Raw genomic sequence first — 18,593 nt, 5'->3', positions numbered from 1 at the left:
CCTATTTTCTTTATATTCATTCGATGGACGTATTTACTATAAATAAAGTGATTTAAAAATTACTAATCCAACAATTTAGGAGTTCATCATTTAACTTACTTTCTAGTAATTCCTTTACTAAAGGCATTGGCATGATTTCATAATGATTTAAGGCTTCTTGATTATAAGCTATCCAGTGAAATACTAAATGAGACTCGCTAGATTGCGGTGTTAAGTCCGTATGTAAATCTTGTGACTCTACTTCAAAAATGTGGTTAATTTCATGATGAAGAATTTCTTTATCTTGCCATTGATTTTCTATGACGCCTAAAAATTGTTGTATACTACAGTTTACTCCAAGTTCTTCTCTTAACTCTCTTTTTAATGCATTCTCTGCTGATTCTCCAATTTCAACATGGCCACCAGGTAAAAAATAATGATGGCCGATATATTCAGCAACTAATAATTTTTCATCTTTTATCATGACTGCTCGTACAATATGATGAAATTTACTTTTCAATTGATATTCCTCCTAGTTATTTAATGTATAGTTTCTCAAAATAGTCATTTAGTATTGGTATAATATAAATCATAGGTGTTTCATACGGATGAATATCATTAATAACTTCAAGAGCATCTTTTACAAGTTCTCGTTTACACTTTATTTCAACTTTACATTCTTGTCCTTCGCATATTTGACCAATTTCTCCATTAAAAGGAGATGCCTCTTCTAAAGGTCTCCAATATCCTTTCACTGAACTATAGGAAAGACAATGGTCATATTCGCCCGTTTTACATGCTCCAATTTTATTTAATTCATCCCTTAATGTTTCAATATATTCTTCAGGAATGAACACTTCAGTAAATTGCATATTTCATTTCACACCTTTACTTCTTAATAATTAAACAAATAAACGGTATACTTGCTCACCATCATACTCCTGTCCTAATGATATGAAACCATATCGTTCATATAATTTCTTTGCAGAGAGATTATCTTTATGTACGGTTAATCTTATTTCTTTACACGATTTAAAAGTATTTTTTATTATATCAATACTTTCTTGTAATGCTGCTTTTCCATAACCATTACCTTGTTGCGATTGATCAATAATAAATCCGTTAATCCAATACATATCCGATGTCTCTATTACAACAGCATGCATAACAAAACCAACCATAAGGTCACCATCGTATATAGCGAATGGTATGTACTCTACATTGTCACCATCTGGTTTTATATATACTTTAGCAAGTGAAACTGCTACAGCGGGGACAAATTTTCTTTGATCTTCTTTCACTTGTAACTTTAATGCATCTTCCCAATTGTCTCTCGTAACAACCTTTAACTGGACATTCAATATTGTAAGCTCCTTTATCTAGAGGATGTATTTTTATATTCAACGCATTGAAATAATTCCCTTTTTCGACAGCAACTTATAACATAATTTTTATAAAATCTTGAATGAATTTTTCTGCATCTATTTCTAAAGCTATACGGGCTCCTTCAGATTTAGAGTTAGGGCGAAAATCAGCAAATGTTTGTCCTTTCGTATCTCCGTATGTATCTACATTTACTGTACGATGCACAAATTCAAAAAAACTTGGATTTACTAATCCGCTTATTGCAACCACATCATGTAGCAAAGGTCCTTCCATAGATGAATTAAGTTTTTGGTATGCGGATAGATAGTAATCATACATTGGTTTCATTATCATATGAAATGGATTCTTTGCATTAGCTTGAATATAGTTAAATACATTTGGTGTTAACACAGCTTTGTTTGTTACATTTAAAGGGAATATGAATAAATTCTTTGCTTGATGGAAAACAATTTTACTTGCTATCGGATCTCCATACACGTTTGCCTCTGCTAATGGCGTAACGTTTCCTACTTCTAAAAAAACACCACCCATGAAATAGATTCCTTTTACATTTAGCATTAAATCATTCCATAAATTAAAAGCAATTGCTAACGAGGTAGATCTTCCTACATCAACAATCGTTAAATCTTTTCCGTACTTTATAAGAATCGCAGCAATACTGCCGAAATTATATATTGGAATAGATAATATATTTCCTGGAACATGGATGGGCCCTAATCCTTCTGTTCCGTGAATTTCAGGATAGTACGTAGTGATTTCTTCTGTCAGTGGTTTTGTTGCACCACTAATGACAGGAATGTCTTGTCTATTTGCTAACTGTAAAATATACGCTGCATTATGTGCAGCATGTATATGCTCAACATTTCCGTATCCGGTTACAATACCGACAATTTCAATTTCGGGATGCAGTAAACCATACATAATGGCAAATGAGTCATCAATACCTGGATCTCCGAAAAATAATACTTTTTCCAAGAAATACTCTCCCTTCATAAAAACATAGAGTCATCAATAACTATGTATATGAAAAAAGCAAGTATATCTATGCGAATTTTAGAATGGATAATGTTTTACAAAACATTAAAAAGGAACTAGCGAATGCTAATTCCTTTCTTCAGTAACCATTCTCAAATTTAATTAATTATCGTATCCTTCATAAATCGCATCATTTGTTAGATTTTGTGTTTTTTTATCATCAGGTACAGGCTTCCACCAATTTCCTGTAATAAATAACATAGTTAATAAATTATAACTATCACTAAAATAACTTTCTCTCTTATTCTTCATCCAATCCCAACCACTATTTACCCACTTTTGATTATTGCTACTCGTTATACTTGCAGCAATAAACGGTGAAACAAATACAGCAGTTGGATAACTACCAATATTGGATCCATTTAATTGATAACCATCCACAATTTTAGAAGGATTTCCATTCGTTTTATTTTGAACCCATGAAGAGACTTTATCAGAAATGACTTTACTTCGCTTCTCGCCGTACATCGCATAGTCCATTACAATTCTTAAAGGTACTCGACTAGCATTATAATAATATGCATTTGTATATTCTGACTCATCTAAGAAGTCTTTAGGTGCGGGTTGTGGTGGGTTTTTTACAACGAAATCTGAAATAAGTCCTGTATTTGGAGAGTACTTATTACTAAATTGCGTATAAACATCGTACAAATTATTAATAACAGTAAGCCAAGTTTTATCACCTGTAAATTCATAAAATGCTCTAAGGTGTGACATCATCCAATCAGATGGTCTCGTATCAAGTGAACTTTTAGAATCCCAATCTCCTAAATTTAGTCGGTTATTATTTGTAACATTACTAGCTTTAATACCTTTTGTAATCATGTCTTGTGCTTCTTTCAAATAATTAACTGTTCCATTAGATCCCCACTGCTTATGAGCAAGAAGAAGAGAATACGCAATATCTAAATCTCCATCAGTAGCAGAATCAAAATGACCTTGTGCTTTTTTACTATCTGCGACAACCCATCCCATTAAATTAGGATTTTGAGAGCTTTTAAAAGTTCTTGCTGTTTTAAATAATCCGTCATATATTTTTTGAGCATTCGAATCATAACCAGCCATTAATACTGTAATTATCATCCCATACCCTTGACCTTCTGAAGTTCCAAGTGGCTTAAACCCATCCGCATCACCTGTAATCTCTCCTTTTACGTAATAACCACCAGGTAAAGAAGATAAATCATTTTTCAAATATTTCTTTTTCCAATTATCGTAGTAACTTCTTACAGAAGCATTTAAACTTTCCTGTGTAACATGATTCGGTTTTATAACACCTGCATAATTAACTTGCTGGGGAAATGGTTTCATTTCCTTTGCAGCAGCTACTTGTTGATTAACTACGGGAATAGAATTTTGTATTGAATTGTCCGTTACACTTGCTGCGAAACTAGAATTAGAAAAACTAGCTAGTCCGATTCCTACAATAGAAATACATGTAAAAATATTTCTTTTTCCATTCATTATGTTGTCAGCTCCTTTTAAAATGCTTACTACATAAAATGTAACATACAATATTTAACTGAAATACAAAATATTATATTTATCAACATAAGAAAGAAACTATATAAAAAAGTATCATAAAATTATTATTGAATTACATTATACGGATTGATTATTTGCTAAATTCCTATGTTTTTCTTTTCTTAATACCGGTATATGAGCAATCACAATTCCAAGTATAGTAATTCCTCCGCCAATTATCGAAACTAAAGTTGGAACTTCTCCTAACCATATCCAAGCAATGAAACACGCAGTTATTGGCGTTAAATATAGAGAACTTGTTGCTTCAGAAGCACCAGCACGAGATATAATATAGGCCAATGCAATATACGGGAGTACTGTTGGAAAGACACCTAAATATATAACGCTCAAGTTAACTTCAAGAGGAGCTGCTAGTATTTCTTGATAAACTCCGGGTAAGAAAATAAGCATACATACAGTACTAGACAAAATTGTATATATGGTAAATGGTAAGAAGCCGTATTTTTTTAAGTAAGATGTTTGGAAAACGAAAAATAGACTTTCTGAAATCGCCGCTAATAATATAAATAATCCCCCGCTATTCAATTGAATAGCATCGCCCTGGCTAAATGAAATTAAGGCAATTCCTGCAAAACTCATGACACCACCGATCCAGCCATTTAATTTCATTTTTTCATTCAAAAAAACAGAAGCAAGAATTGCCGTTACTATTGGAGTGACTGAAATTATTAAACTTGCAGATCCAGCATTTACTGTTTTTTCGCCGTAATTTAATGCGATGTGATAAATAGTAAACCCTAAAGCACCAAATATAAAAATTGCTGGGATATCCTTTAAATCCGGTAGTCGTAGTTTGTATATAAATGAAAATAACAAAAGTATAAATGAGGCGATTAATAAGCGTAGTAAAGTAAGGTGTTCAGGCGTATAAGATTCAAGCCCCATACGAATTGCTGGAAAAGCAGTTCCCCATATAAGAATTGTAAAAGCGTGAGCACATATAATGCGTAAATCCCATTTTTTATTATGCATATTTTCTCTCCTTCCCTAAAAAACCAACCATTTTTAAATTACCAATTATTTCTTTTCATCATATTTAATAGTTGATACAATGTCTTCAACCAGTTATTTATCGGAAAAACCAACCACTTTGAATCTTTTAAATAAACGAAGGAGTTTTTTATATGACGACCGATAAAAAAGTGCCCAAATATCAGCAGATAATAGACTATATGAAAGAAAAAATTGAAAACGGAGAATGGCCAATTGGAAGTAAAATCCCTAGTCAGCGGCAGTTAGCAAAATTATTTCATGTAAATCGAAGTACTGTAATTACTGCGCTAGATGAACTTATAGCAGATGGTTTAATTCAAGGACAAATCGGAGCAGGAACAATTGTAACAAATAATACATGGTCATTATTAGCAACTAATCCTCCGCCCGATTGGAGTGAATATGTAAAAGCCGGTATTCATAAACCAAGTAAGTTAATGGTGCGAGAAATAAATGAAGCAGAAGCAAATAAAACGCTTATCCATCTTAGTAAAGGTGAACTTGCACCTCATCTTTTCCCACTCGAAACTATGCAATCTATAATAAAAAACGTCAGTGAGGAATTAGATTATTTCGGATACGAAGAACAAAAAGGTATTTATCCGTTACGTGAAGCAATAAGCAAATATGTAAGATCATTTGGAATACATGCATCACCGGATTCTATATTAATAGTCTCTGGTGCACTCCAAGCATTACAATTAATATCGATTGGTCTTTTACATAGAAAATCAACTGTTTTACTTGAACAACCTTCTTACTTATATTCACTTCATGTTTTTCAATCAGCAAATATAAATTTATCCGGTATATCAATGGATCATCACGGTATTTTACCTAACGACTTATTAAAACGAATTAAATATAGTCAAAAGAATAATATTTTATATTCAATCCCTTGTTTTCAAAATCCAACGGGGATATTGATGTCCAAAGAGCGAAGAAAAGAAATATTAAAAATATGTGAAAAAGAGCAATTGCCTATCATCGAGGATGATATATACCGAGAGTTATGGCTTGATGAATCACCTCCAGCTCCTTTAAAGTCGATGGATAAACATGGACATGTATTATATATTGGTAGTCTCTCTAAAACACTTAGCCCAGGACTTAGAATTGGATGGATAATCGGACCAGAACCTGTTATTGATAGATTGTCAGATATAAAAATGCAAACAGACTATGGATCCAGCTCTTTATCTCAAAGAGTAGCTGCTGAATGGATAAATGAAGGTTTTTATGAAGAACATGTAGCAAACGTAAGAATGCACCTGAAAGAACGAAGACAAATAATGATACGAGCTTTAAATAAATATTGTGCAGATATTGCATCATGGGATATTCCTAGTGGTGGATTTTTTATATGGCTAAAGGTTATACATAACATTCCGATGAAAAAACTATTTTCAGAGGCACTATCAAAAGGAATTCTTTTAAATCCGGGACGTATTTATGAAGAAGAATCAGATCAGTACATTCGTTTATCATATGGATATGCTACTCCAGAACAAATGACTAACGGAATTAAATTGCTCAGTGAATTAATTCGGAAGTTAACGGCATAAAAAAAATCCTCTTTTGTTTTTGGAGGATTTTTTTATGTATCTTATTTACCACAATTTCATTTCCTGCCCTAATAAAATAAGCTCTTCATAAGGATCTCCGTCAATATTTAATACTTGAGCAAAAGCAGGTTCTGTTTTTAAACCTTGTTCCTTTAAGCGAATAACTTCTTCCCTTATATGGGGATGCTGCATTAATAGCATGTGCTCCACTATCATGTGTCTATATGCATTTTGATTACGCACTGGCTTCGGTTGAGCAAATAATTCAAATTCAAAACCTTCGAATTCAAAATTCACCTTTATCGATTCAGTACCTTTAATTTTTTTCTTTTTTATGTTGAACCCTCCATAAGAACCATATAAAGATCTCATTTCCTGCTCAAAAACATCAAAATTATATACTTCCATTACAATATCTAAGTCAGATTGAGGAGTATCAATTCTTATAGGGATTGTCCCGCAAAGAACGGGATTATATAAAGCTAAATCCTCCATTATGTTTAGGCTATTCAAAACATCATATATTTTTTGTTGTTTCTCATTGCCAGATTGTAAATATGTAATAGATGTAAACATAGAAGTCTCTCCTTCATTTAACATAATAATCATCTCACTAAATATTTAAATCATTGGGTTTTGTTCTAGGAGTACCTTTATTTCAATATATTAAGCCGAACTAACTATATTTTTCAACTTTTCTCCTATACTGCAATACTATAAAAATAAAAAAGGAGGAATTATTATGAGCATTTTTAACATTCTTTTAACCATACACATCCTATTTGGAACAATATGCTTAATCACTGGTATTGTAGCGATGGTTGCCCAAAAGAAGAAAGGAAAACATACCGAATGGGGCGAAATATATCATGCATCCTATGTTGTCATTACCCTTACGGCAATAATATTATCCATTATCAACTGGGATAAAATCGCATATTTATTTTATGTAGCAATCTTCTCTTATTCATTTGCGATTTATGGATACCTTGCACGAAAAAAACGTTGGAAAAATTGGCTCCATCACCACATTAGAGGTATGTTAGGTTCTTATATAGGTGCAGTCACCGCACTTTTAGTAAATATCGGCATCCATATTCCCATTATAAATTTACTTCCGCCAATATGGTTTTGGTTTTTACCGACCTTAATTGGTATCCCCCTCGTAGCCAGTGTATCAAAAAAATATAAAAAGCGTAGTTGAAATTAATTACATTTTGATTACTTTCTGATTATTAGAATGAAAAATTATACTCTATGTATCACAAATGATATTATGAATGCTCGTCCTATGAATATTAAAAATAAAATGCCGCCCAACAGGACGGCTCTTATTTTTACTTTACAAACGTAACATATTCACCAGAAACCCATTGATTTCCACCAACATTATACCAACCATCTTTATATCCAAACGATTGATATTTTTCACCTTGGTACACGTTTTTCACAATGCCGTAATTTGTTCCTGGGCCGGTACGAACACGCAATACATCAGCGATTATAGTAACTACACCTACACCATCGTTTGATGATTGTGAAGTTGCTGGTACATTTCCTCCCGTATAACGGATGTATGATGGATCGTTATAAACCCACTGATCGCCACCTAGATTTAACCAACCATTTGTTTGTCCAAATACTTTGTAGGACTCACCTTTCCCTAATTGACGAATAACGCCATATCCAGTACCAGGTCCTTTTCGTAAATTTACATTACTACCGTTAATATAAGCAACCCCTACATTATCATTCGACGTGGGAGGAGTCACTACGTTTTGAGCACCTTTTCCAAAAGTATCCGTTCCATACCCTTTGTAGTTATATTGCAAATGCGGGCTATCCACAAATCCTTTCCAGTCACCGCCCCATTCGAAACCAATTTGTTTAGCATAACGAATTGCTGAAGCCCACGGTTCTTTATTATAGCCATTCCAATCTTCTGTACCATTCGACTGAATTGGAACAAAATCTAATGCCTGTCCTACTAAGTGATATGAGCGCATCGTTTGTGATGCTCCTTTACGAACATATTCACGTTGTTGCTCGACTGTACGGATTGTTTCATAAATTAATACTTCAATTCCATTGTCGATACAGTACTGATACCACTTAAAAGCTGCAGCTTTCGTATTATCCGCTAATTTATTCAGATTACTTACATTTCTATTGTGGTATTTCAATATGCAACATCTCCTTTTCTATTATCCTATGCAAAACTCGTCTCACGGGTTGTACATATACCTAGAACGATACGAAGTACAAATACATAGGAAGCCAATTCAGCTAAAAAGGTTTTCACTTCTAGCTTCAAACTTTGTAAGTTGAAATCGAAGCAATAAAAAAACCACAACCTAAGTCTTCAAGTTGCGGTTTTTGGTATTTTCTTTTTATATGCTACATGCCTTCTTGCATTGATAATCCTAATATGCAGGTTTTGTAAATTTTTCCTTTATGAATAACACTTCTTATTCATGACTTTTCAAATCCAATAATATTGAATGTAAACGATCCGGATAATTAGTAAACATCCCATCGACTCCCCATGAAAGTAACTTTTTCATATCTTTTTCATTATCTACTGTAAATGGATGAACTTCTAATCCGCTTTTCTTTATTTTCTTTACATAATCTGAATCAATATATTTGTAATTCATACCAAGACCTATGCAGTACGTTTTATACTTTTCTATCTCTAATTCTGTTAATTGAACTGCTTTTTTATAAGGTAATAATTGTACTAAGGATATATTACTATTTAAGCCATGAATCTTTTGTAGACTTTCTTCACTAAACGATTGAATAATAACTTTATCCTGTATTTCATAATGATTAATAATTTCTAATAATTTTTCTTCCATTCCTGGATATTCATTAGGTGATTTTGTTTCGATATAATAGTTCGCATTATGCCCAAACGTTTTAATAATTTCTGTTAATGTTGGGACTTTAACATTTTCAAATTCTTTCTTTGCTAAGTTCGGATATTTTTCATTTAAAAAAGAACCTGCATTTAGTTGCTTTACTTCTTCTAATGTATGCTCTTTCACTAGCCCTGTACCATTTGTTGTACGGTTTAAGGTTTCGTCATGCATAGCCACTAAATGTCCATCTTTTGTCATTTGGAGATCAATTTCTATATAATCTCCATTCATTTGTTGGCCTAATCGATATGCTGCTATTGTATGTTCAGGCGCGAACGCAGAAGCACCTCTATGTGCGATATTTTTTATATGATTTGATTGATTCATAGCTTTAGTATACTTATGTTCATTTATTTTCTGAAAAACAAAGATACTTATTACTATAAATGCACAAATTATTGTAACGAGATATATCTTTTTCATAACGATTTATAAGCTCCTATATAAAGACAATTTAACTTGAATGATTTACTCAATTAAATGTCGATTTTCCAATACAGTCATTTTGCCGATAGCTTGAAATCCCGATTTTTTATAAATATTGATTCCATCGGTTGAAGCTTGTAATACACAATACGTATTTTTAAATTTTTGTGCTTCTTGCAGAAGGAAATTGAACATAGTAGATCCGAATCCTCGTCCTCTCATTTCTTCTTTCGTTGCGATGTCATAAATACCAATACTATCTTTTGAACATATCAATGAACCAACAGTTACGATTTCACCTTCATAAAATCCTAAAAATAGTTTCATATTCTCACTGTTCCATAAATCAAGATTAGAAATTTGATTATAGAATGCTTGTACATGTATACCTTCTTCCGATGTGCCGAATAGATTAGCTAACGTTTCTCCAAATTTTTTTATTAGTCCAGGTGAAGATGCTTGTTGAATTGTAAAACTTACTGGCATGTGTATTGTTGGAGAAATTGTTTTTAAGTCTGCTACCATCGCAATATTTTGCTCCGTTTCTTTTAAACCGATTTTATTTAACCCGCTTTTTATATCCCGCTCTTGCTCCTCATCCCATAACCAAACACTCATTGGAAATTTCTTTTGATTATAGTATTCTACCTCCTTATGTAATTTCTCGACCCCTTCCGTTAAATTATTGTTCAGTAGAGTAATGATATTGAATGTATCGGCAGGTAATCCACAATCAACAGCAATATAATCTTTCGTTTCTTTTATACTCATTCCGGGCACAAATTGCGCAACATATGAAGTTTTAAATGCAAAGTTTTCTAGTAGTAATTGTTTATAATTCATCAATAGTTCTCCTTTTCATAAAAAGTAATACTCGAATCTCTCTATATTAAATATAACATATTAGAAATTTACCTTTTTTTATAAAAAGTACCTCTTTAAATTGTGCTCTATAGTTTAAAATAATTAAAAATGATATAACGTTGTCGGAATGAAAAAAGTGGTATATAATAAATATTAACATTACTAGTAATTATTTTAGGTATTCCTAGAATAAAGGAGCGATACATATGAAAATTACTATTTATTTCGGAAGTCATGAAGATCAAGATGTTCGTACTATGGACTGTCATTTAGATGTAGAAGATACAGAAGAGATTGTTTCTGTATCATAATATAAATAGTTAGGGTAAACCCTATTCCCTACAGCGTTTAAGGCACCTTTTATAAGGTGTCTTTTTTGTTATATTTTCATCAAAAACCCTTTACTTTATAGCGTTTTAATAGTAAAATATAAATATACGAACAAATGTTCTTTTTTATTTCAAACGTACATGAAGGGATGATTTTAACAATGGCTCCATTAAAGCGCAGAGGAAGAAAAAAGCAAGCACCTATTATTTCAAATACAGGCTTTATCGGCTCTGTCTTTATTGATACATTGGAGTTACAAAAGAAATCCTATTATTTCGCTCGTAAAAAACTTCAAATTGTTCATCACGTATTAGATGGTCTCTCTGGAGCAACAAGCGCTTTGTTTAAAGAACATAACATTTCAGCATACATGTCATGTGTATATTTACATAAACAAAAGAAAATTGGCTTTGTTCTTTCAACGAAACCATTTGAACAAAGTGATGGCGTTGCTTATTTTGTAAATTATTTAATCGAAAAGAATTTTTACGGCGGCCATGACGAAGATGTAGAATATCAAGAAGTATTTAATACAGGTTTTATCGGTGTAGTATTCGCTGATTTATCTAGTATAGATCGCTTTAATTTCGAGTTTGAAATGGGTATGCTAACGAAATTAATGAAAGATATGATTATCCCGGTTAAAGAACTCTTTTTACGCCATAATGTACCGGCTTACATCTCCACTTCTCATTTAGAAGAACAAAACAAATTAGGTTTCGTTCTCTCTGTAAAGCCATATGACGAACGCGCTGAAGCAGATTTATATTTTGAAGCATATTTAAAAGAACGCGGATTATTTATTGGTGATGAAGAAGATGATATTGATAAGATTGTCATTAGAAAAACCGCTGAATTACGATAGAAAAGCGCAGGATGCTAATCCTGCGCTTTTTAAGTTACGTTAAACACTATAATCTTTTGAATGAATTTCTAAATTAAACTTATTTGCTAAAATTTTATTCAAAGTAAAAAATACAATCCCCCCTGCAATGGGAAGCGTGTAGGCTGGAATGAAATTTAATAATAGTCCTGATATTGCAAGTGCTATTGGTTGCATTATTTTACCTAAGCTTAATCCAATACTAAGAACTCTTCCTCTATATTCTTCAGGAATCTCATTTTGCATAAAATACATTAAAGGAATATCAATTTGTGCTATCATAAATCCTAAAAAGAACATAATCATGCAATACGTAGTAACATATACCAAATTATTTACTACAATAGATTTAAATAAAACAGGTATCCCTGAAACTATCATAAAAATTGCCAACATAAAACTTATTTTTTTCAATAGATAAGAATAACAATCAGTTATCTTTTTCACTAATATTGCACCAACTATCATACCTATCGGAAAAGTCCCTTGAATCATACCAAATTGCTTAGAATTAAGATTGAGAACTGTGTTAATAATGTATGGCAACGGAACGGTTACAGCAAAGCCTAAAAAGAAATTAAGGGAAATTAAAATACTAAAAGTATTTTTTAAGCTTTTCCGCTCCAATAAGTAAGAGTATCCCTCCTTTATATCTTCAATAAAATTAATTTCTCTAATTGAACATTCCTCATTTATGTTTTGCTCGCACAATTTAAAGTTTATAAACAATATGGATATAGCCGAAAGGATAAATGAAATACCGTTAATAATTATAAAAGTTTTCATATCAAAGACTGCAAAAACAATGCCCCCTAACATAGGCCCTAAAATTAAAGATATAGAATCGATAATTTTACTTATAGAATTAATACTCATTAACCGTTCTTTAGTAACCATATTCGGTTTTACGGCCTCTAATCCTATTCCAAAAAACGTTGTAAATACGGTCATAAGAAAGGTAGTAGTATAAATAATGAATAAGTTTAATCCATAATAGTTGCTTAATATATAAACAGTTATTAATAAGCACCCGCTTAATACATCCATGCAAACGACGAGTTTCTTTTTATCAACCTTATCAGCAATGACACCGGCAAATGGATTCATAACAATCATTGGAATCGTTCCTAAAATAAGCGTAATCGCGAAATTTAAAGCAGATCCGGTTATTTGTAATACATACAATCCTAATGCGAAACTATAAATAGAGCTACCAAATAGTGATACTGTTTTTGCAATTGAATATAAACAAATATTTCTTAGTTCTTGGTTTCTATTTTTATTTTCTATATGTAATCGTAAACTTCCCATCATTTTCCCCCTTGCATAACTTTGTATTACGTACATTGTAAGTTCTTGGGTCAGCCCAATAGCAATATGTACGATTTGAAACGTTTTAAGGGAAAATAAATAAAAGATGGAGTTAACCCCATCTTTTTCCGAAAAATGAATATGTATAAATTTCTTCTCCTTGAACAAAGAAATCTTCGTACTTTCCGCCTCTTTTCAAATAATTTGAAGTGCTTTCATCAATCGATTGAAACTGTAAATTTTGGATTTCTTTCGTTACTTTTGCAGATGTAAAATTCCCTCGGAGTCTAGGTGCAATTTGGCTATTTATACTAAATTTATTAAATAAAATAAATGAACTTAATAAATAACAATTGTGTTTAAAAAGGGAATTTAATTCGCGCAATAAGAACTCCTCATGTTCAAAACTATAATTACTTGTACCTGATTGATCGATTACAATATCAATAGAACTACTCTGAATAGGTATGTTTAGAAAGTCGGCACAAATAAATACAATATTTCTTTTCACATTTCTTCTCTCAATTACATCTTTTAAAAGTAAAAGTTTATTCAAATCTCGATCAACAGCAATATATAAACAATCTTCCGGTAGTTCTTCATAAATATTTCGTAAAAAGAACCCAATACCAGACCCTAAATCAAGTAGTATTTTTTCATTTAAATCTAGTTGCATTAGTTTCTTTTTTGACCATTCTCCTCCTCTTTGAACATTTTCCAAAAAAGCAGTATCGGTTTCATGGATATAATCCGAAATAGAATCTTCAAGTGATGTCTTTTCATACGCTTTCAACGAGTTACCAGCTGTTAAAACCCCTGAAATAATCGCGTATTCTTCACCACAATTACAAATTAACTTTCCTTCAATAATTTGATTCTTATTAATAATCCCATCTTCAAGAATTAAATTTCCGTTACACTTAACACATTTAAATAAATGAAGTACTTTTAAATCTACCCCTAAAATTGAACTCGAAATTTCAGTTTCTATAGATAAATTATTTAACGTGTTCTTTAATTTATCTTTTCGTTCCTTTAAGGTTTTTATCTCTTGTTCAATCTTTTCATATTTTACTTTAAATAAAGATTGATAAAAAATATCCTTTTCATAGTCTAAGGATTTCCCTAAATTTTTATAAAGAAACAGTTCTTTAATTTCATTCAAGCTAAACCCTATCCATTTGTACTCTAATATAAGTTCTATATTCTTTTGACAATACTCGTCAAAAAAATAGTGACTTCCTTTTTTCTCAGGAATAACGAGTCCGAGATCCATATAATGTCTAATCGTATCTACACTTACATTATTTACTTCTGCAAACTTACTGATTTTCATCCTAATCACTACCATTTATATATTTGTTTATACATACTTCTTTATTATTTTAAAAAATCCTTTCATCTCCCTATATAAAATTGTTTATATTATGAAAAAGATGTAATTAATTTTAGAGTTCCGCCACATATCCATCAAGCTAAGCTTATATAAGTTTAGCTACTCTTTTTAATCTTGAATTTTAAAAAAGAGTAGTAGGTAGTACGGTTATGCCTATATATCTAAAAAACTTAAAATTAAACTATGAGTTCATGGATAAATTAAAAACTGTGGCGTAAGTACGACAGTTTTTTTCCTTTTTCATTGGGTTGGAATATGTAAGGTTACGTACTTTAACTGTAGAGGACTAGTACTACCCGTTCATATTAATTTCATAGACGTTTAGGATAGTGTTTTATGGGAAGTGTTCTTGCTATGAAATCGGGATTGTAAATATAGATGGACGTGATTCAAGTCAAAGAAAAGGCACTCCTAAGAGTGCCTTTTCTTTGACTATTTTATATGTGCGAACGCTTTCAAAATTATTGGATATAAATTGATGTACGCATTGTATTAAATGGTGCATTTATAGATGTTTTTTGGTACTCAAAAGTTCCTTGTTGGTGTCCAGAAGCATCCCATTTATAATACCAGCCAACGATTGGTCTTCCGCCAATTATAGTGGAATCAATACTTTTTACATTAGAACCATTCATTTTAGTGAATGGATTTTGACCGTATCCCATCTCTTTCGTTGTAATATATAAGTATTTTCCCCCGTGGTTACGTGTTGTGCTAAAGCTGTTTTGATTAATTGTTTCTACTCCGCCCAGCTCAGACTCTACTTGTACGACGTTTAGTGAAGTGAGTGGTGCTGCAGGTCCAGCTGAAGCTTCTGTTGCCATGCCTAAGCCGACGAATGCTGTGATTGCTAACGATGAAATCCCTAGTGCTGTTTTTTTAAACATAAAAAACATCCCCTTCCATCTATTGTTTTCTCTTTCATTGTCAATATAATCCTAATAATCTTATATATAAATAGATTGTAGCTGTATAAATATTAGTGCAAATATTCTATTATTCAATATGAATGATTTACAGTGCAAAACGGAATACACATTACAAATTGATACTATTATTTTCATTATTAGCTAGCGTATACCGAATTTAAAACATAGGAACCATTATCGTTATTTTTTTGTTCATAAACATATACCTATATTTCCTATTACTATATAATAATGTTATACAAAACTGATGTCAGTACACATAGAAACAATAAAAGAGAGCATATTTTAAAAGATTTATTAAAACATGCTCTCTTTTTATTAATTTGAATGAATCGTTTGTAAATAAACTAAGTTTTGAAAAACTATCCTATATAGTGTGAATCGGGTATAGACATTAAATAATAGAATAGGGCACCTAATACTCCACAAGTAAAAATAGTAAATCCCATATTGCTTATGCCTTTAATTTTTGACCATAATCCAATTAATCCTGCTATTAACCCACTTAAAGGGAATAGTGAAAAATTGGAAACGGGTGTAAGTAGAAATTCCGCATTAATCCCTGTCCCCCAACAAACAATAGGTAACACGACAAGGGTAAGACAAAGTAATCCCATTACACTTACAAGTAATTTAAGATATTTAATACCTGCAATTATTAAATAGATTCCACCTATAAATCCACATAACCAGTAAATTGGCATAAAGTAAATCCAAAGAAAATGCAAGATGATCATATATAATTTCCTCCTATTTATTTTCGCTCATTGTAGTTCTGGTTATTTGATGTTCTGAATTCGTTGCTAATTTATTAAGTTGATTTAACGTTTCTTCTAAATCAAACGAATTAAACCAACGGTAATCCTGTCTGTCTAGAATACGATAATGCTGACTAATCAGATTTTGTTGTAAGCGAAAGTTCCCTTTTTCTTGAATCTGTTTCCACCAGACTTTTCCTCCCAATGTTTTTTCTTTGAAGTTGCTAGTGCTATTGTGGGCCATTGTTTCGATTACTACTAATGGATCATCCCCAAAAGTATTCTGTAAAACTTCACTATCTCTAAACAATGCACAAATAGCAACAGTGTTGGTCCAACCTGCATTCGTTCTACCTTTCTCAATTTGAACAAGCGTTTTTTTTGATATGCCGAGAACTTCAGCCATTTTATCTTGTGTATATCTTTTTTCAGTGCGTATTAACTTTATTTTCTTTGAAATAAGTTCAATTGCATGCTCCTTATTCACTTTCTCTCCCCCTTAAAAAGTAACTAATGTATTATTTAGTGTAATTTTACACTTTAATCAATTCATTTTCAACTAAATGAAGGTAGCTTAACCATCGATTTCTAACCTCGATGGAGATATGTCGAGATTCCATTTCGTTTTAATTAAATAAAAAAACCCGTGAATAATTCACGGGTTTTACTTTAATAACTAATTGCTATTGTTCCTTCACCTGCATGAACCGCAAATGAAATTGGTAAAGGATATAATTTGAAATCCATTTCAGGGAATGCTTGTCTAATATCTGCAATCCATTCTTCAGCTCCAGCTTTATCGTTAGCATGGAACATGTGAAGTACTTTTGGTAATTCTTTTTCAAGTTCATTTTTAATATATTCTCGACATTTTTGGATTTTACGAACTTTCTTTTCAAGTAAAAGCTCTCCACCTTTTACTTCTAATATTAAGTTCACACTTAATAAACTTCCAAGTAAAAATTGAATGCCCTTTACACGGCCACTTGCATATAGACCTTTTAAACTCTTTGGAAATACATGAAAAGGTCTTCTTTTTTCATCTACTAATGTTTTGTGTATATCTTGTAAAGTCATACCATCATTGTATAACGATTTCGCTTTTCTAATTAGTTCATCCATTGGATAACTTGTTGTTTCACTGTCTAATACCGTCAACGGAAAACCTGCCATTTCTGCAGCTAACTTCATATTTTGATAGGTTCCACTTACTTTTCCGCTAATAGCAACTGCAAATCCTTCTTCATATTCTTCTTTGCATTTCGAAAATAACTCTACCATTTCTCCTATGTTAGGCTGTGATGTAGTGACAGTTTTACCTTCGTTCAAAGCATTATAAACGCGTTCACGCACACCTTCTTCACAATCTTTGTACGACACACCATCAATAATAACTTCAATTGGGATAACAAAGTTATCTCCTTCTGTTTTAAAACTCGCAGTTGTACTATCAGTAATCCAAGCAACACGCTTCATGTTGTTCCTCCCTTAATTCAATTCCTCTTTTCTAATTTTTCTATATATTTATGTTATGAAAAGAGAATATCCCTGTAATAGTAACAGGACTTTATTGTTTTGGCTATAGTAGCTGCATATTAAATGTGACTATTTCTTGTCTATTTCACAAATAAAAAAGAAAATCAAGGAATTTGCTCGATTTTCTTTTTATCATATACTATTTAAAAGTTTCATTATCTAAAATTACAACATAATCATTCGTTAATCGGCTAGCTTCTTTTGTATAACTAACAAGCCTTTGTATATTATCACAGCAAATTTTTGCTCCCCATACGAGTAACGGTACGCCAATAAAATCAATATGGAACCTTCTAGAAAACAGCCCACCGAAAGTCATTGGTAAAGGTACGGTTGGTGATGTGTTAGAAAATATAATCTTTTCATGGCTTTGATAATGTTTTTGCAAGATTTCTCCTAAATGCTTCATCGCTGGTACAACAACTTTTGATGCGCCACATCCAATCGTATATACAGGATGACCATGTTCATCGATTCCATGAAAAATAATTTTCCCCATATCTTCTGTTTTCAATTTATTAAAGTAATCTACATTCAAAATTTCTTCTTTCGTTAACTTACGATCCGTTGGTAGTTTATTTAAATGATACGCTGCAGCTAGTGAGGTAGTATGTGTTCCACCAAAATCTGTGTAAATGTATATCATATTATCATCCCTTGTTGTAAAAGTTCAATGTTAATTAGTATTACCGTTCACAGTGTCGTTAAACACAGGATGAATTTATTTTCAATG

General features: G+C 31.8%; 20 protein-coding genes. 3 read left to right on the top strand and 17 right to left on the bottom strand.

The window, feature by feature from the left end; all coding sequences use genetic code 11:
* Window positions 1–52: 52 nt before the first annotated feature.
* The 6 genes from ACTFO4_RS14730 to ACTFO4_RS14705 all read right to left on the bottom strand — a co-directional run bounded on the left by ACTFO4_RS14730 (window position 53) and on the right by ACTFO4_RS14705 (window position 4,917).
* On the bottom strand, window positions 53–499 hold the full coding sequence (locus tag ACTFO4_RS14730) for an NUDIX domain-containing protein (RefSeq protein ID WP_000836829.1): 447 nt from the start codon (window positions 497–499) through the stop codon (window positions 53–55).
* Window positions 500–515: 16 nt separating this feature from the next.
* Window positions 516–851: a divalent cation tolerance protein CutA gene (gene cutA / locus ACTFO4_RS14725; RefSeq protein WP_061457298.1), complete on the bottom strand. Its 336-nt coding sequence runs from the start codon at window positions 849–851 to the stop codon at window positions 516–518.
* 30 nt (window positions 852–881) lie between these two features.
* Window positions 882–1,340 carry a GNAT family N-acetyltransferase gene (locus ACTFO4_RS14720; protein WP_001102671.1) on the bottom strand — a complete coding sequence of 153 codons (459 nt, stop codon included), beginning with the start codon at window positions 1,338–1,340 and terminating at the stop codon, window positions 882–884.
* 76 nt (window positions 1,341–1,416) lie between these two features.
* On the bottom strand, window positions 1,417–2,340 hold the full coding sequence (locus ACTFO4_RS14715; protein WP_061457297.1) for a nucleoside hydrolase: 924 nt from the start codon (window positions 2,338–2,340) through the stop codon (window positions 1,417–1,419).
* A 162-nt stretch (window positions 2,341–2,502) separates the two neighbouring features.
* The gene (locus tag ACTFO4_RS14710; protein WP_017673334.1) at window positions 2,503–3,864 is read right to left on the bottom strand and encodes a glycosyl hydrolase family 8; all 1,362 of its coding nucleotides are present in this window, start codon (window positions 3,862–3,864) and stop codon (window positions 2,503–2,505) included.
* A gap of 138 nt (window positions 3,865–4,002) precedes the next feature.
* Window positions 4,003–4,917, bottom strand: a complete 915-nt coding sequence (locus ACTFO4_RS14705; protein WP_000551620.1) for a DMT family transporter — start codon at window positions 4,915–4,917, stop codon at window positions 4,003–4,005.
* Window positions 4,918–5,069: 152 nt separating this feature from the next.
* Between ACTFO4_RS14705 and norG the strand changes: the two genes are divergently transcribed.
* Window positions 5,070–6,503, top strand: a complete 1,434-nt coding sequence (norG, locus tag ACTFO4_RS14700) for an efflux pump transcription regulator NorG (RefSeq protein WP_000205593.1) — start codon at window positions 5,070–5,072, stop codon at window positions 6,501–6,503.
* A gap of 45 nt (window positions 6,504–6,548) precedes the next feature.
* On the opposite strand, the gene ACTFO4_RS14695 is transcribed toward norG, so the two are convergent.
* Window positions 6,549–7,079: a DUF4269 domain-containing protein gene (locus ACTFO4_RS14695; RefSeq protein ID WP_000495197.1), complete on the bottom strand. Its 531-nt coding sequence runs from the start codon at window positions 7,077–7,079 to the stop codon at window positions 6,549–6,551.
* Between the two features lie 166 nt (window positions 7,080–7,245).
* On the opposite strand from ACTFO4_RS14695, the gene ACTFO4_RS14690 reads away from it, so the two are divergent.
* Complete coding sequence (locus ACTFO4_RS14690; protein ID WP_000021743.1) at window positions 7,246–7,707, top strand: DUF2306 domain-containing protein; 462 nt, start codon at window positions 7,246–7,248, stop codon at window positions 7,705–7,707.
* A gap of 133 nt (window positions 7,708–7,840) precedes the next feature.
* Here the strand turns inward: ACTFO4_RS14690 and ACTFO4_RS14685 are convergent, their stop codons facing one another.
* The 3 genes from ACTFO4_RS14685 to ACTFO4_RS14675 all read right to left on the bottom strand — a co-directional run bounded on the left by ACTFO4_RS14685 (window position 7,841) and on the right by ACTFO4_RS14675 (window position 10,696).
* Window positions 7,841–8,686, bottom strand: a complete 846-nt coding sequence (locus ACTFO4_RS14685) for an SH3 domain-containing protein (RefSeq protein ID WP_000873738.1) — start codon at window positions 8,684–8,686, stop codon at window positions 7,841–7,843.
* Between the two features lie 285 nt (window positions 8,687–8,971).
* Window positions 8,972–9,850, bottom strand: a complete 879-nt coding sequence (locus ACTFO4_RS14680) for a glycerophosphodiester phosphodiesterase (protein ID WP_061457294.1) — start codon at window positions 9,848–9,850, stop codon at window positions 8,972–8,974.
* A gap of 45 nt (window positions 9,851–9,895) precedes the next feature.
* Complete coding sequence (locus tag ACTFO4_RS14675) at window positions 9,896–10,696, bottom strand: GNAT family N-acetyltransferase (protein WP_061457293.1); 801 nt, start codon at window positions 10,694–10,696, stop codon at window positions 9,896–9,898.
* Window positions 10,697–11,207: 511 nt separating this feature from the next.
* On the opposite strand from ACTFO4_RS14675, the gene ACTFO4_RS14670 reads away from it, so the two are divergent.
* Complete coding sequence (locus tag ACTFO4_RS14670; protein WP_000035355.1) at window positions 11,208–11,912, top strand: hypothetical protein; 705 nt, start codon at window positions 11,208–11,210, stop codon at window positions 11,910–11,912.
* A gap of 39 nt (window positions 11,913–11,951) precedes the next feature.
* On the opposite strand, the gene ACTFO4_RS14665 is transcribed toward ACTFO4_RS14670, so the two are convergent.
* The 7 genes from ACTFO4_RS14665 to ACTFO4_RS14635 form a co-directional block, all read right to left on the bottom strand.
* A complete protein-coding gene (locus tag ACTFO4_RS14665) occupies window positions 11,952–13,241 on the bottom strand; it encodes an MFS transporter (RefSeq protein WP_440013825.1) in 1,290 nt (429 codons plus the stop codon).
* A 112-nt stretch (window positions 13,242–13,353) separates the two neighbouring features.
* Entirely contained in the window at window positions 13,354–14,577 is a 1,224-nt protein-coding gene (locus ACTFO4_RS14660) for a methyltransferase domain-containing protein (RefSeq protein WP_440013823.1), read from the bottom strand.
* A 521-nt stretch (window positions 14,578–15,098) separates the two neighbouring features.
* Window positions 15,099–15,524 (bottom strand): DUF4879 domain-containing protein, encoded by a 426-nt coding sequence (locus ACTFO4_RS14655; RefSeq protein ID WP_440013822.1) that lies wholly within the window; start codon window positions 15,522–15,524, stop codon window positions 15,099–15,101.
* A gap of 404 nt (window positions 15,525–15,928) precedes the next feature.
* Window positions 15,929–16,303, bottom strand: a complete 375-nt coding sequence (locus tag ACTFO4_RS14650; protein ID WP_000584707.1) for a hypothetical protein — start codon at window positions 16,301–16,303, stop codon at window positions 15,929–15,931.
* Window positions 16,304–16,316: 13 nt separating this feature from the next.
* Window positions 16,317–16,811, bottom strand: coding sequence for a helix-turn-helix transcriptional regulator (locus tag ACTFO4_RS14645; protein WP_001031004.1), 495 nt, complete (start codon window positions 16,809–16,811; stop codon window positions 16,317–16,319).
* Between the two features lie 182 nt (window positions 16,812–16,993).
* Complete coding sequence (locus ACTFO4_RS14640; protein ID WP_000831930.1) at window positions 16,994–17,800, bottom strand: DegV family protein; 807 nt, start codon at window positions 17,798–17,800, stop codon at window positions 16,994–16,996.
* A 199-nt stretch (window positions 17,801–17,999) separates the two neighbouring features.
* On the bottom strand, window positions 18,000–18,506 hold the full coding sequence (locus ACTFO4_RS14635) for a DUF3189 family protein (RefSeq protein ID WP_061457288.1): 507 nt from the start codon (window positions 18,504–18,506) through the stop codon (window positions 18,000–18,002).
* Between the last annotated feature and the right edge of the window lie 87 nt (window positions 18,507–18,593).

This window comes from Bacillus cereus group sp. MYBKT14-1 (assembly GCF_051915185.1).
Lineage (GTDB): Bacteria > Bacillota > Bacilli > Bacillales > Bacillaceae_G > Bacillus_A > Bacillus_A cereus.
The sequence above is the reverse complement of the archived record's forward strand: the minus strand, read 5'-3'. Positions and strand labels throughout refer to the sequence as shown.